8 protein-coding genes are annotated in these 14,542 nt (G+C 55.2%); 6 read left to right on the forward strand and 2 right to left on the reverse strand.

The genetic code is table 11. The features are described 5' to 3' along the window. The first annotated feature begins 930 nt into the window (after positions 1-930). From Pla100_RS24040 to Pla100_RS24060, 5 genes are all read left to right on the forward strand, one after another. On the forward strand, positions 931-1,410 hold the full coding sequence (locus Pla100_RS24040) for a type II toxin-antitoxin system VapC family toxin (RefSeq protein WP_146581002.1): 480 nt from the start codon (positions 931-933) through the stop codon (positions 1,408-1,410). A 290-nt stretch (positions 1,411-1,700) separates the two neighbouring features. Next, positions 1,701-2,219, forward strand: coding sequence for a four helix bundle protein (locus Pla100_RS24045; RefSeq protein WP_146581003.1), 519 nt, complete (start codon positions 1,701-1,703; stop codon positions 2,217-2,219). A 123-nt stretch (positions 2,220-2,342) separates the two neighbouring features. Continuing rightward, the gene (locus tag Pla100_RS24050; protein WP_146581005.1) at positions 2,343-2,795 is read left to right on the forward strand and encodes a hypothetical protein; all 453 of its coding nucleotides are present in this window, start codon (positions 2,343-2,345) and stop codon (positions 2,793-2,795) included. 286 nt (positions 2,796-3,081) lie between these two features. Beyond that, positions 3,082-3,225: a four helix bundle protein gene (locus Pla100_RS31880; RefSeq protein ID WP_231603536.1), complete on the forward strand. Its 144-nt coding sequence runs from the start codon at positions 3,082-3,084 to the stop codon at positions 3,223-3,225. 282 nt (positions 3,226-3,507) lie between these two features. Continuing rightward, complete coding sequence (locus Pla100_RS24060) at positions 3,508-5,220, forward strand: endo-1,4-beta-xylanase (RefSeq protein WP_146581007.1); 1,713 nt, start codon at positions 3,508-3,510, stop codon at positions 5,218-5,220. Here the strand turns inward: Pla100_RS24060 and Pla100_RS24065 are convergent. Together Pla100_RS24065 and Pla100_RS24070 are read right to left on the reverse strand one after the other, a co-directional pair. Further along, entirely contained in the window at positions 5,199-10,292 is a 5,094-nt protein-coding gene (locus Pla100_RS24065; protein ID WP_146581009.1) for a hypothetical protein, read from the reverse strand. The two genes, Pla100_RS24060 and Pla100_RS24065, sit on opposite strands and share 22 nt — an antisense overlap. A 669-nt stretch (positions 10,293-10,961) precedes the next feature. Then, positions 10,962-12,407: a sulfatase gene (locus Pla100_RS24070; RefSeq protein WP_146581011.1), complete on the reverse strand. Its 1,446-nt coding sequence runs from the start codon at positions 12,405-12,407 to the stop codon at positions 10,962-10,964. Between the two features lie 139 nt (positions 12,408-12,546). Between Pla100_RS24070 and Pla100_RS24075 the strand changes: the two genes are divergently transcribed. Further along, entirely contained in the window at positions 12,547-14,115 is a 1,569-nt protein-coding gene (locus Pla100_RS24075) for an Nramp family divalent metal transporter (RefSeq protein WP_390620662.1), read from the forward strand. Positions 14,116-14,542: the final 427 nt, after the last annotated feature.

Consider the following 14,542-nt stretch of genomic DNA (forward strand, 5'->3'; position numbering starts at 1 on the left):
GAGTTATTCTCGCCGATGCTTTGTGGCGTTCCGATCAGACCATTGATTTGCAGTTACACGTTCCACGCGTTGCTGCTGGGCAACTTCGGTTCAGTGTTGTCACCACACATGACATTTTCTCTACAGAACGACCTCCGCGCGAAATCTTGCGATATACTTACGAACTGTCGTCTGCCGACTTGCGAATTGTAGATCGTTTGCTGTATCCAGATCGCGAATAACCAAGCGATGGTGACGGAGCTGCGGCAAACTGGTTTCCTCTGCTTGCATGTCGCACGTCGCCGCCCGCCCATCGCAACCGTTCGTCGGACTAAGAATCTGCGTTTGCTGTGAATCAATCGCCCTATAACCCTCCGAGCGAAACAGCGGCTTCAAATCCCCCACCGGAATCACAGGGTGGGCGTACCGCATCGCTCATGTTCAAAGCAACGCAGGTTATTTGCTACGGATGGCTCTTGGTTCTTTTCTTGATGTGGCAGCAAGACGGGCTTAATTTTCTAATCCAGCGAGACATTGGCCGATTGATCTCGATCGTGACTAGCTGTACTACGATTGCTGTAGCGGCGATCTACGTCCGACAACGGCTGCCTCTGCAAAAACGGCGATGTGTGGCATATGTCGTTTTCGCCGGGCTCCTGCAACTCGGCGTTGTAAACACGATCGTGAATCACTCGGTTGAAAGTTTTCCGATGTGATGGAGCTTTGTTTCTTCTGAACAAGCGCTGTAGAATTGTCTCTCGTTGCCTATGGAACGTCTATTGAAGCTGCCCGGTGAAGCGACGAACCATCGGTTGCAACGGAGGCCGCGAGGTGACCTTTTTGAAGTGGAGAGTCGTTCGCGCGGCCCCGCTGAACCGTACCGTTCGTCTTGAAACCTGCGACCACAGTCGCTCCATACGGAATAGCACAACGATCTGATACAATGACCGGATGGACACACTCTACATCGAAACGTCGATTGTAAGCTATGCGACTGCATGGCCGAGCAAGAACATTCAAATCGCGGCAATCCAGGAGCAGGCGCGAGATTGGTGGCGGCTTGAGCGTCCGAAGTTTGATTTGGTAACGTCGCAACTTACGCTTGACGAGGCCGGTGATGGCGACCCAACCGCAGCGGCGGACCGACTTAAAATTTTAGATGGCTTGCCTATCATGCCGATCTCTCAAGACGCTGAACAACTTGCCAGCCGCATACTGGCTGGACACATGATGCCGCAGAAGGCTGCCGCGGACGCCTTGCATGTTGCCTTGGCTGCACTAGCGCGAGTAGACTATTTATTGACGTTGAACTGCAAGCACATCGCCAATGCACACGAGCTTCCTCGCGTTTACCGGTTACTCGCGAGTGAAGGACTGAGTGGCATGTTGATTTGTACACCTGCGGAATTTCTCGGAGGCCAATCCCCATGAACGATCCAATTCTTGATGAGCTGCATGCAACGCGGGAACGATTGCTTGCTGAATCGGGTGGCACACTCGCTACATTGGTAGCGCGCCTGCAACGTGAAGAATCTACATCGGGTCGAGTTCTCTGGACACCAAGACGAACCAAGGATTGCACCGAAGCCGACGAACAACCGCGGCCTGATGGTGCATCTACCCCGTCGGCTCGGTGAATCCAGTCGTTCGGCCACGAAGTGCTCCATCGTGCTCGTGCTCAGTGAAACGGTGCTCGTGCTCGTAATCGAAAAGTAGCTTTGATGAACGATCCAATCTTCGACCATGATCGACTCGATGTTTACCGTCTGTCCATCGAGTATGTTTCGGCGGCTTTCGAGAGTTCAAAATCGCTGAGCGGTTTGCATCGCCATGGTCGTGATCAATGGCTCCGTGCGGCTCAATCGATTCCGCTCAACATCGCTGAGGGCAACGGCAAACGAAGATTGAAGGATCGCGCCCGTTTCTTCGATATTGCTCGCGGTTCGTCGTTTGAGTTTGCAGCGATTCAAGATGTCTTGGTCGCGACTGGTGGCTTGGACGATTCAACGAATCACGACTTGAAATCCAAGCTCAAGCGAATCGTTGCAATGTTGACTCGGATGGCAATGAAGTTTGACGGCGTCAAAGAGTCATCAGTTGAATACTCGGTGGCGATCGATTACGAGCACGAGCACCGCGCTACTGAGCACGAGCACGAACGAAAGCCAGAACTAAGCCGTGCACCTAAGGACGGCTTGCGCGGTTTTACAAATCGAGACTCAATCATCCGCCCTAGGTGACGGCGGTCGTTCGTCGACTGAGTTACTACTCCACTAGTCCCTGTACGCTCTTGCGCCGTTCAATTTACGAGTCGTCTCCCCGTTCAATCTATGAACTTCCTTTTCAGTATACGGAGTCAGAAAATGATGCGCTACGTTCTTGCAATCACAATTTCCACACTCGCCTTACTAGGTGTGACCAGTGCTCAGACGGCTGCTTCAAAAGAAAAGGCAGAGGAGGCCACGTCAGCGTTGCCAGTCTACTCGTTGCGTCCGATTGAGCTCCGAGAAGGAATCGATGCCACCAATTTTGAGGCATTCGTAAAGGATGAATTTAAGAATGCCTTTTCCAAACCGACGCACGGGATTCGTGCATTCATCGTAAAAGGAGATCGGGGAAAGGAAAAAGGGGTGTATAAGATTGTGGTAGTATTCGATTCCAAAGAGGTTCGCAATAAGTATTTTCCTGTTGAGGATGGTGACGCGTCTGAATCTCTGCAAAAAGATGCTACGCCAATGCAGATTTCTGCCCTTCAGAAGCTTTCAACTTTTGTAAACGTGGGCGAGTACTCAGATTTTGCAGCGATTGGGGATTAGCTTTGCTATGCAGAGGAGATGGATAATCATCCGGTACAACCGAGCGGCGAAATCGAGCATTTTGAATTTGAAGATCATTTGTCACCGCCGGCTGATCGGTGATGTTCTGGCACGAAGTGCAGTTCGTGCTCGTGCTCAGTGAAACGGTGCTCGTGCTCGAAATGAGGTAACGGTGACCGAACCAATCTATGTGTCGGCGGCTTTCGCGATTTCAAAATCGCTAAGCGGTTTGCATCGCCACGCTCGTGATTAATGGCTCCGTGCGGCGCAATCGATTCCCCTGAACATCGCCGAGGGCAACGTCAGGCGAAGCGTGAAGGATCGTGCTCGTTTTCTCGACATCGCTCCCGGTTCAGCTTTTGGATACCTGCAATCGAAGATGTGCTCGTTGTGTCCGGTGGATTGGATATCAGGACAAGCCGTGACATGAAGCTGAAGCTCAAACGAGTCGTCTCGATGTTGACTCGGATGGCGATCAAGTTTGACGGGGTCGGGGAGTCATCGGTAGACTACGCGGCGGCGGTCGATGACGAGTACGAGCACCGCGATGCTGAGCACGAGCACGAACGAAAGCCAGAACTAGGCCGTGCACCCAAGGACGCCGACACGGCGGCTGGCAACTACCGGATAGCTTTCGAGATCCCATCCCGATTTCGTGGAATTACAATCGGGGGAAGTCCATCCCGCCACTGCCCTCGAATCGCTCAATCACATGAATATTCGCCCGATTGCCTTGTTATGGACGATCCTGCTCGGGTTCGTCATCGGCTCACATGCGTTGCCTGCCCAAGGTCCATTCTCTGCCGACCGGCTGCGCGACTTGGTCCCGCCCGGCTTCGCGATCGGCGGTGTCATGGGTGGTTACGACACGCCAACATTTGACTCTCCACCGCTTGAGTTTGCCAAGTCGGAATTCAATGCCGTGACGACCAAGGCCTTCATGCCTTTTGGTCCATGGTCCGACCCAAACTTACCGATCGACACGTCGGGCTTGGTCAACAACGTCAATTGGGCACGCAGCAACGGATTTCGAGTTCACGCCCACATCTTGGTTTACCCGACCGAGAACGTTCGATTGCCGTGGTTTCGTGACCTGCCCAACGATCAAGTCGAGGCGACGTTGCAGCAATACGTGACGACCATGGCGTCGAGTACGGCGGGCGACGTTTGGGTGTGGGACGTCGTCAACGAGATCATCGGCGATAACGGTGATGTGATGGACGCCGATGGGTTGCGGATCGGACTGGGGTCGGGCGACGGCTTCATTGCTTACAAAGAGTACGAGGCGATGGGATCAGACTATGTTCGCAAGGCTTTCGAGTGGGCCAAGGCCGCTGATCCCAATGCGATCTTGATCGTCAATGAGTACTCCGCTGAAACGATCAACGACAAATCCGATCGCTTACTTGCGTTTTGCAAAAAGCTGCGTGACGAAGGCGTTCCGATTGATGGAGTTGGCTTTCAGAACCATTGGTTGGATACGCGATATGAACCCGACTTTCCGAGTATCCGTGCGAACTTTCAACGATTCGCCGATGAAGGATTTCAACTATTCATCACCGAATGCGACATCGCGGCCACGATCACTTCGGATCCTCAGGCGGATCCGCCCAACTCGGCCGAACTCGAACAACAGGCCCGTTCGTTCGCCGAACTATTGCAGATTGCACTGGATCAGCCGGCTTGCCAGTCTTTCTTGATGTGGGACTTCACCGACGAAACGTCTTGGTTGCAAAACACCGATTTCACACTCACGTTGGCCGATCGACGTCCCGGCTTCTCCGACACGATCGTCCCGCCGGGCAGTTCGATGTTTGCCACACCACTGAGCGGCGGTGATGGAATCATTCCGATCACTCCCAAGCCTGCGTATTTCGCGATGCAAGAACGACTCGCCGGACGAACAACGGATTTCGTTCGACTGAGCAGCGGTTGGGATCGATCGAGTTCTTATCTCGCACGATTCGGGTTCCCCGATGAAACCGGTAACTATGTACCCGGTTCGGAGATTTACTTGGAAACGCTCGATGACACGTCGCGACAATGGTCCAGTTTGATCTGGCAAATCGAGCGGGTCGAGTCTGGAGTGTTTCGGCTACGCAATCAATGGCGAGACGGTGCCGATTATCTCACGCGGCAACCTTCCTCAAACAATCCGTCGACGGCGGGAGCCTCGATCGCGTTGCAGGGACTCAACGAAGATTGGCTCAGTCAGCAATGGACGCTGGTCCCACAAGGGGATGGCGGCTTTCGCATGATCAACCGATGGTCGTCACCCGACGGAGCCTTCACAAGAGAAGCTTCGGGCCAAAACGCCAGCGGCGACTACGTTCCTGGTCCCGAGGTCCGTGTCTATCCGGTCGCGGATTGGTCCAGCCAAGTCTGGTATTTCGAACGAGTCGATCAACTCCAGCCCGCTAATTGATCGGACCACTTTCTCAATTGATCTTTGTGTTTTTCGATCCCCGCCAAAACGCTCAAGAGAATCAAGCCGGTCGTGATGCCGAAGACCCACCAAGGCCATACCGCGTCGATCGCTTGGCCGGCGTGCCAGACCATGCTCATGATTCCCAAGAACGTGAAAATCGTCCCCAAGTACAAGAATGGTTTGACTCGCATGGCCACGCCCGCAACCATTCCTACCAGCGACAACCCGATCAAGATCATCGGTCCCCAAAGCGACGTACCGATTTCGCTGAATAAGATGTCCGCCGTACTGCTGAGATAAATCATCAACGTCGCGCCATACCGGATCGCCGATCCGAGCTTCGGTTCCAAGGAATCCCGTTGCAGATGCGCGATCAGCAGCACGCACGCGGCGGGCGGAATCAACCAGGCTTGCGGATGCGAGAGGAATCCCCAGCCGGGCGTTTGAGTCAACATCACCCATAACCCGGCGTTCGCCAACACGACGGTGGCAATACGCGGGAAACCATTCTTCCAAAGCATCGACATGATGCCGTAATAAATCGCACCGACGATCAGAATGGCTTGATACGATGTCGCTCCGCGATAGAACGTCCATGACCATTCCAGCTCATGCCACACCATCGCGTACGCACCACTGAGCCAAAAGCCAACGACCGGAATCAGGGGCAAGAACATCGCGGTACGTTTCATCGCGTCAAACAACACGTTGTCTTGACGCCGCAACGCCCACTGGGCCATTCCCACGCTCGCGAAAGCGATCCCCATGACGACATAAGGCCAAACTTCACGCAGTCCCAAATAGGCCGAACTGCCACGGCATAGATAGAAATGCAGCCAAGTTAATCCGGCAACGATTTGAGCCCCATAAACCAATGCGGTTCGCTGACGATCGCTTAGTCGTAACCAGTTCGGCTTGCGATCGTTCCCAAACACGGGGCCGCTCAATACGGCCAACGTGCCCGCCATCACTGCAAAGAATCCTAAGATCAGCATCACTACGATCACGACCGGCATGGGCAATCCCTCGATCCCAAGATCTCGTTCTCGTAATGTCCACTCGAGAACCAACATCATCGTTAAAGAACCGATAAACGTCCCACCAGCAATCTTCCCACCGCGCCGTAACGCCAACTGCCACCGATCGACGAAGGGACCTTTGAGCAGCTTGGGGATGACCAATAGCAGCAAACTGATCGCCACGACCGAAGCGATCACCAGACGCATCGTCGCGATCAAAACGGGCAGACCCTGATTGATCGAATCGTCTCGAAGTAGCGAACCGGAACCCAGCGTGGCGATCAATGCGATTGCCCATAAACCGATTCCGACGCACCGATGCCGTCGGCGCTGCGCGATCGGTCCATCGGTGGGTTGGGTTTGCTCGGAGAGACTGAACATGCCCCAGGAGAGAATTCCGATGCCCAGCACGCTCAACCGAGTCCAAATCCCGGTCAAGTTGGATTCAACGCCCGGTGACGTGGTGGCTATCCCGATCGCAATGAAGGTTCCCAACAGCGTGCAACCGATGGTAACACGTTCGATCGCGGATTCGATCGCTCCATGACCTCGGCGAGGCAGGCACCAAACCGCCGCAACGAGCGCCGACGAAGCCGACAAACTCAACACGACCCAAGGCGTTCCCCAATCCGTGCTGAACACCGTGGCGGCTAGACCGCATCCGATCGCGAGCGAGCCAACGATCAGCCAAACACAATAAAGCCACCTTGATCGAGATTCCGTGTCTTCCGTCACCCCGCCGCGCAAGTCACGGCACATCCACGCCGAAGCACCCGCAAGCAGGGCGACCCCACATTGCAAGACAGCTTGGGTAACGGAATTATCCCACGACGAAATCCAGCGACCGCCTGATTCCATCAAGACCGTCCATCCCGTCAAACCCAGCATTGGCAGCATCAATGCGGAAGCTTCCGTATCGGCCCGACTGCCGAACGTGGACGGGCGATCGGGCACCGCAAGGTCGCCGGTTGAAACCCCGTTAAGTCTTAACCGGTCGCTCCGCCAGAGAACGACACAACCGCAAAGCCACGCCATGATTCCGGTCAATGAAGTCGCATGGAAACGATATCCGACCAACTCGAAACCGATCAGGTAGGCACCGGCCAAGATCACCAACCAACCCAGGCCGCGGGAAAGCATTCCCGATGTGAATCGCATCAACGCTACCGCCGCGAACATCAGTCCAGACACCGCGAGCAAAACGTATGCGTTGGATGCCGACCAACCGCCTGGAATGAACGCGAACAATCGCGTTGGCTCGCTCAACCCAATCGCCGATCCGGTCAAGAATAAACTTTGGCCGACGACGTGCCACGAATGGGCCGTTGATCGACGCCACCACACGAAGATCGATGAACCAAGACACCCGAGCCAACCGCACACGACCACAACAGTCATGATTTCGTCCCGGGAAATCCAACCGAACATCGCCGCGAAACAGGCAAGGTGCCCACTCATGATCGGAAGCAAGAACGGCAACGGCCAGCGGTAATCACGCGTGCTGCCGATCGCGAATGTGATCAAGGCCGCGAGCGTCATCACGCCGCCGAGCGGCAAACTCCACGAGATCGTCCAGGTAGCTTGCGTTACGATACCGACCAGAACCATCGCTGCACAAATCACTCCGACAATCCGGATCCAAGCAACGGACAAATCGATGGCTTCGTTCGGATACGAATCGACGACTCCCACGGCGGACTGCTTCCAGCCTTTCGTAAAGAATCGTCTTGAGATCTCGTTGAGCCCGATCCAGACAATGGCCCCCAACGCGGATGCTTGAAACCAAACAATTGGTGATGTCCAACGGAGCGCGGGAGTCACCATTGCCGCCGTCAGCGCGAACAAGACTGCGGACAAAATCGGGTGCCAAGACGTTCTCGATCGCATCAACCCCAACGCCGACACGATCCACCAAGCCGCCATCGAACCGGCGATCAAACGATCAGGCGAAACGTGGTCCATTACCGATGGGAACCATGACGTCCCCAACAGCACCATCGAGCCGACACTCACCAACCCGATTGCACCGATCGCCAGCGGTCGTGATCGCATTTGCCAATACAGCACAGCGAAACCGGTGGCAGCGAAACTCACCATTGCGATCAATCGTTCGTCAACCGATTCCGTCAATTGTGTGGCCACGACGACCGCGATAAACAGCATCCCCACCAAACCGACGCCGACGCGTAACCGTTCACGCGAGGCGGTGGACTCATCCCGACGAGCAAGGTAGCCGCTCAGCAACAATCCGATCAAACCGGCACCGTGCAACGCGAGCGTCCATACCGACATCGCCGGCACGGCAAGGAAATCGAAAGCAATATCTGAGACGCGTTCAAACGGAGCGGCAACGATCGCGGCGGACCGCCACAGCGTCCCGAGTCCCAAGATTCCGATCGAAAAGACTTCCCACAGATCCGTCCACAGTTTTGTCGACTCGTTCTGAAGCCCGAGACCCCATCTCAAAACGATCCCGATGAGGAGCATACCCACCGCAAACAGCATCGGTTCGCCACTCAATACCGTCCGGAGCAAATCCACCTCGGCCCAATCTTGGCCGCTCATCCAAACCGTCGACGTTGCCATCGCCACGAATGCGACGGGCAACATCGCCAGCAATACTTGGTCGCCGCGTCGCAACAAGACACTGAATAAAACCGCCGAGAGACTGACCGCGATCGCGTGCGTCCACAGCCAAGACAAACTGCCGAACGACGCCGGCAGAATCGCGGCGGTCGCTCCGATGGCGACGAAAACCAGTACGGTAGCGATAAAACGCTGTGTCGCTCGATGACTGCTCGCTAACAACGCTTGTGATCTGAAGCCAAAACAATGCATCGCCTCGATCATCGTGATGGCCACCCAAATCGGGACGGTCGAGATTGCGATCTGTAACCAGATCGCCTCACCCGCATCACGGAAAAAGAACGCGGCGTAAACCACCACACTACCAAGAGCCCCGACAACGATCCCCATGTGCAACCAGTGGTTCTTCCAAGCGCGGCGGCCTTTCAAGGTCGTCGAACCTCGTCGCATTACCAACGCGATCGCGGTGATTAACGTGGGCACCAAGATCATCCACCCGGCGTGAGAGCCCAGCCACCGGCCCGCCGCAGGCAGCAACGGAAGGCTGAGCGATGACGCGATGACACTCGAGGTCAGCGCCAAGGCACCACTACGGCCGACCAACGCAAGAGACGCTTGCCACAACAACCATCCGCAACCGATCGTGGCGACAACGATCACACTCAGCGTGACCGGGTCGGTCAGCGATACCGAGGTGGCGTTCGCGTTGGCACCCGCAGCGGCAAGCCCCGCGAGCACGCATAGCGGAACTAACAACGTCGCGATGATCAGAACCGCTCGGCTAGTATGCCGTAACTTCCAACGACGCATCGTGTACAAACCGGCGGCAAAGATCGCCGCATCGGCGGACATGAAGACAACCGCAGGGACAATCCGGTGGGCGGCGGTCAGCGTGCTCCACAAACTCAGAACGAGTCCGATCGAACATAGCACGATCAACATCCCGGCAATCAATTCACCCCAGCGAATGTTGTGCTGTTCCAGGAAACCAGCCAACACATCGGCCAGACCACGCCGGGCAGCCGTCTCGGCCGAAACCGGCCGGGAAGATTCTTCGTTCCAGCGTGGAGGAGCTTGCACCGGCAGATCGCTCATGACCGGCGTATTCGCTGCCGCTGGTAATTCGACGGGCTTAGGTTGAATCGGCTTGGAAGGCAACGCGGCGTATTGTTGAACAAACTCACGAGCTTTCGTCTTGAGCTGCGTGGCTTGATCGCCGGAAATCTGCTCGGTCGACGTTAACGCATCTACCATCCGCGAAAACGCGGCCAGATCTCGTTGGGGATCGGGCGCCGACCCTGCCGGCTCATTCCTTGGAATCGCCGTCGCCACCGGACGCGAAACCGGTGGCTTGGTAGGATCGGAAGCAAGAACGCGGAAAATTCCCCGGATCAAGACCCAAGTGCCGTGCCCGAGAAGCGTTAGAACGCCCCAAATCAGAATGCCAACGAAGAGAACTTCCATTAAAAACACTCGCCGCAGGAGCAACAGGACTTTGATTCACAAGAGTAGCTTTCCCGGTGCCCATTTGCGTAGATTGGATGCGCAAAAAAACGACTATTCAGGTTCGGTGTAGTGGATCTTGTTAAAGATCCTCAACCGATGGCACCTTTTACTGACGAAACCGACAAAAAGTCGGAATTGCGGAAACTGGGTCGGAATGGCAACCTGAAACGTAAGCGAACTTCAATGACTCGTTGCTAAAGTCTAAACGCAGAGTTCGCCGAGACGCAGAGGGCCGCAAAGCGTCGTATTCGACGTCCGTCATCGGACTCTGTGTTTAAGCATCGCGTGAAAAAAAGTGGCATAGGCTTCCAGCCTTTTTATACCCCACAAGTCCTCATGTATTGCTCCCCTGCCAGCTCGTCTGGCAGGAAGCCGAGGTTGGCAAGCTAGACACGAGCCGCAATTTCTCCAACCTTCCGATTTTCACTTGTGCTCGCCGCTTGAAGCGGCGAGCACAAGTGAAAATCGGAAGGTTGGGAGGGCGTCGTTGTCTAGCTTGCGAACCTTACTCACCCACGAGACGAGCTCGTGGGGGTCAAAAAAGATGTGGGGTATAAAAAGGCTGGAAGCCTATGCCACTATTTGTTCCAGTCGATAGGGAAACACTCTCGTTGATGACTAAGGCTTTTACTTTTTCTTGTTATTCTTCTTCGAACCACCTTTCTTGGGCGTTTCCAGCGGATCGGCTTCCTGCTTCAACGTTGGTAGTTGCGATTCCAAGCGATTCACCACCCCTTGCAACGCTGTCGAATCCTGATTCGGGCCGAGAAGATTGTTCCATTCATTCGGATCGTTTTGCCGATCGTAGAGTTCAAGGTCTCCGTTGGTGTACCGAATCAAGTGCCATTTGTCTTGATAAATCGCATGGTTGCCGCGACCGTGAGTGCAGATCGCAGGATGATCCCACTCGGCATCGGGATCTTTCAACAGCGGCATCCAACTCGGACCTTGAACGTGCTTTGGTGTCGGTAAACCAGCTAGTTCACAGATCGTCGGGTACAAACTCACGTAATCGACCGCGGCATCACAACGTTGCCCCGGTTGGGTAATGCCGGGAGCGGTGATGGCGAGTGAAGTATGCGTCGCGTCATTCCACAACGCGAATTTTCGCCAGTGCTGCTTCTCACCCAAGTGCCAACCATGATCCGTCCACCACACCACGATCGTATCGTCGGCGCGACCGCTATCTTCGAGTCCTTGAAGCAAACGTCCGACTTGATCGTCCAAGAACGATATCGTCGCCAAGTAGCCTTGAACGCCTTGCTTCCATTGGTCGTTTTTACGAACGGCCCGGTGGTCTCCATCCGGTTTGGCCATCTTGATCGCCGATGGAGGCAAATCCGCAAGATCGTTTTCTTGGACTGCGGGGAGTTGAATCTCGTCGAGCGGAAAACGGTCAAAATACTTTTGCGGAACGTACCACGGCAGGTGCGGTTTGACGTAACCGACAGCCAGGAACAGCGGTTTGGTTCGCGGCGACTGCTTCAATGTCTTGATCGCCCAGTCGGTCAATTGATGATCGCCCATCGCTTCATCTTCACACGACAGAGGGCCCCAATCGAAGTGCGATTGATCGAGCCCATTGACGTTATGCGGTAACGGTCCTTTGTCTTTCGGATTCCCTATCCATTGCGTCCATGTGTCATCGCGGCCTTCGCTTTGAAACCCGTGATAGATTTTGCCGCCACCGAGTACTTGATATCCGTTGGCGAGGAAGTGACGATTGATCGTGACGGTGTCTTTCAACACCTCGTGCGAAGGCGAACCATTGACGTAGATTCCGGTTTCATAGGGACGCCGACCGCTCATCAACGCGGCCCTTGACGGGTTGCACGCGGGTGCCGCGCAATGGGCATTGGTAAACACCATGCCTCGATTGACCAATCGATCGATGTTCGGCGTGGACGCTTGGACGTGCCCGCCGAGATGACCGGTCCAGTCGTTCAGATCGTCTACCGCGATAAACAGAACGTCTTTGGGCCGGTTATCGGTGTCGTCGGCTTTGCTCGTGGATAACCCACCAAGAAACAGGGAAACAAACAAAACCAGTTCAACGCGAATGGGGGAACGCATGGCAGTGGACTCATGTACGGGAAAGCGAAGGAGAGCGAAACATCCGTCACATCAAAACGATTATCATCTCGGTCTCACATTGTAACGGTTTTCTTTCAGGCAAACAAAATCGATGGCCGCTGACGAAGTACTTGATGACATGACACACCCAACGGCGAGTGAACGAGGGCCGATGTCGGGGCAATCTGCGACAACCCGGCAGCCTCCGACGACGAGCTTTCGGATCCTTGGTAGTGTCGGTCCTGGATTGATCGTGGCCGGATCGATCGTCGGGTCGGGCGAACTGATCGCGACGACGAAAACCGGAGCGGAAGCGGGATTCACGCTGTTGTGGTTGATCGTCCTCGGATGCGTCGTCAAGGTGTTCGCGCAGATCGAGTTAGGTCGTTATACCTTGACCAGCGGCAAGACGACATTGCAGGCACTCGACGAGGTCCCCGGACCACGCGTTTCCGGTCGAGGCAATTGGCTCGTTTGGTACTGGTTGGTGATGTGGTTGGCCAGCGTCAGCCAACAGGGCGGTATCGTCGGCGGTGTCGGGCAAGCGCTGTCGATCAGCGCCCCGTTGACCGTTCAAGGACGCGACGCGAACCGCCTAGCCGACGAAGAACAATTGCTGCGTTTTGATCAATTTGCGGCCGAAGCCGCTGATACGAACGTGGACTCGGAAGATTTCCAAGCTCGCGCTTCACGGGTCGCCGAACTGCGATCCGAATACGAAAGCCGCTATAACAACACCTCGCCCCATGACGTCGAGATTTGGGCCGCGATCATGGCCGTCGCGACCAGTTTGGTTTTGGTGTGGGGGCGATACGGACTGATTCAAAGTTTCTCGACCGTGTTGGTCGCGTCGTTCACGCTGTTAACGATCGTAAATGTTTTTCTGTTGCAGGACGAACCGAGCTATCGCGTTTCGTGGTCCGAAATTTTTTCGGGGCTTTCGTTTGGATTGCCCGAAGGTGTGGCGGGTTCAACGGCAAGACCGATCGTTACCGCACTCGCCACATTCGGCATCATCGGCGTCGGGGCGGCCGAGTTGATCGTCTATCCGTACTGGTGTCTCGAAAAAGGCTACGGACGTTTCACCGGTCCCAACGACGGAACGCCTCAGTGGAAAGAACGAGCGGCCGGATGGATGCGAGTGATGCGTGTCGACGCTTGGGGAGCAATGGTGGTTTACACGTTCGCGACAATCGCTTTCTATTTGATGGGTGCGGCAGTATTGCATCGCATCGGATTGAATCCGGAAAAATCCGACATGGTGCGAACGCTCGCGGTGATGTTTGTTCCCGTCTTTTCGGATTGGGCATCGACGGTGTTCTTGTTCGGCGCGATCGCGGTGTTGTATTCCACGTTCTTCGTCGCCAACGCCAGTCACGCGCGAGTCTTCTCGGACGCCCTTCGCGTCATGGGCGTGATCGATGGAAGCGAAGCGACTCAGCAAAAGTGGATTCGAATCTTCAGCGGTCTGTTTCCGTTGATTTGTTTGTTGATCTACGTCGCGTTTCCCTCGCCGGCTCAGCTCGTCCTGCTCAGCGGTGTCGCGCAAGGCATCATGCTACCGATGCTGGCCGCCGCCGCGTTGTATTTCCGTTACTACCGAATCGACGACGCCCTTCGACCAGGACGACTATGGGACGTGATGTTATGGTTGTCGGCGTTTGCCATGCTAATCACCGGCGGATGGACGATCGTATCGCAGTTTTGAACCATTCGTCGCGATGCCGTGTCCGTAATCCTAATTTCCGGACATTGCCCACCTGCGGCCATCCCGATAGACTTGAATTCTGAGAGATTGACGAAGTCCGTCGAGTGATGAGGAAGGCCGCCGATCACTCATTCGACGAGGTTTCTCAATCCTGCCATTTTCGCCATATGGTCTACGGGCCGATAAGCCCTCACCCGCGCCCATAGCTCAGCTGGATAGAGCAACGGACTTCTAAGGCGAACGCAAGATTTCTGAAACGCCTAGAACCCAGCGTTTCGGCACTTACAGCAACTGCAGCAACCGGTTGTATCGGACAGAAAATGCAATTATCGGTTGTAGTCGTTGTAGTACAGCGGTCCTGGTCAAAGGCGTTGGAAAAGTTGGTTCAAATCTCGGTTTTTGTTGACCATCGGACGCTTTCGTCCGT

Source organism: Neorhodopirellula pilleata (genome assembly GCF_007859915.1).
Lineage (GTDB): Bacteria > Planctomycetota > Planctomycetia > Pirellulales > Pirellulaceae > Rhodopirellula > Rhodopirellula pilleata.

Excerpts from the sequence above, each read along its gene's own strand:
- Pla100_RS24040 (WP_146581002.1), top strand. The coding sequence starts at position 931 with ATGGACACACTCTACATCGAAACGTCGATTGTAAGCTATGCGACTGCA.
- Pla100_RS24045 (WP_146581003.1), top strand. The coding sequence starts at position 1,701 with ATGAACGATCCAATCTTCGACCATGATCGACTCGATGTTTACCGTCTG.
- Pla100_RS24050 (WP_146581005.1), top strand. The coding sequence starts at position 2,343 with ATGATGCGCTACGTTCTTGCAATCACAATTTCCACACTCGCCTTACTA.
- Pla100_RS24060 (WP_146581007.1), top strand. The coding sequence starts at position 3,508 with ATGAATATTCGCCCGATTGCCTTGTTATGGACGATCCTGCTCGGGTTC.
- Pla100_RS24065 (WP_146581009.1), bottom strand. The coding sequence starts at position 10,292 with ATGGAAGTTCTCTTCGTTGGCATTCTGATTTGGGGCGTTCTAACGCTT.
- Pla100_RS24070 (WP_146581011.1), bottom strand. The coding sequence starts at position 12,407 with ATGCGTTCCCCCATTCGCGTTGAACTGGTTTTGTTTGTTTCCCTGTTT.
- Pla100_RS24075 (WP_390620662.1), top strand. The coding sequence starts at position 12,547 with ATGACACACCCAACGGCGAGTGAACGAGGGCCGATGTCGGGGCAATCT.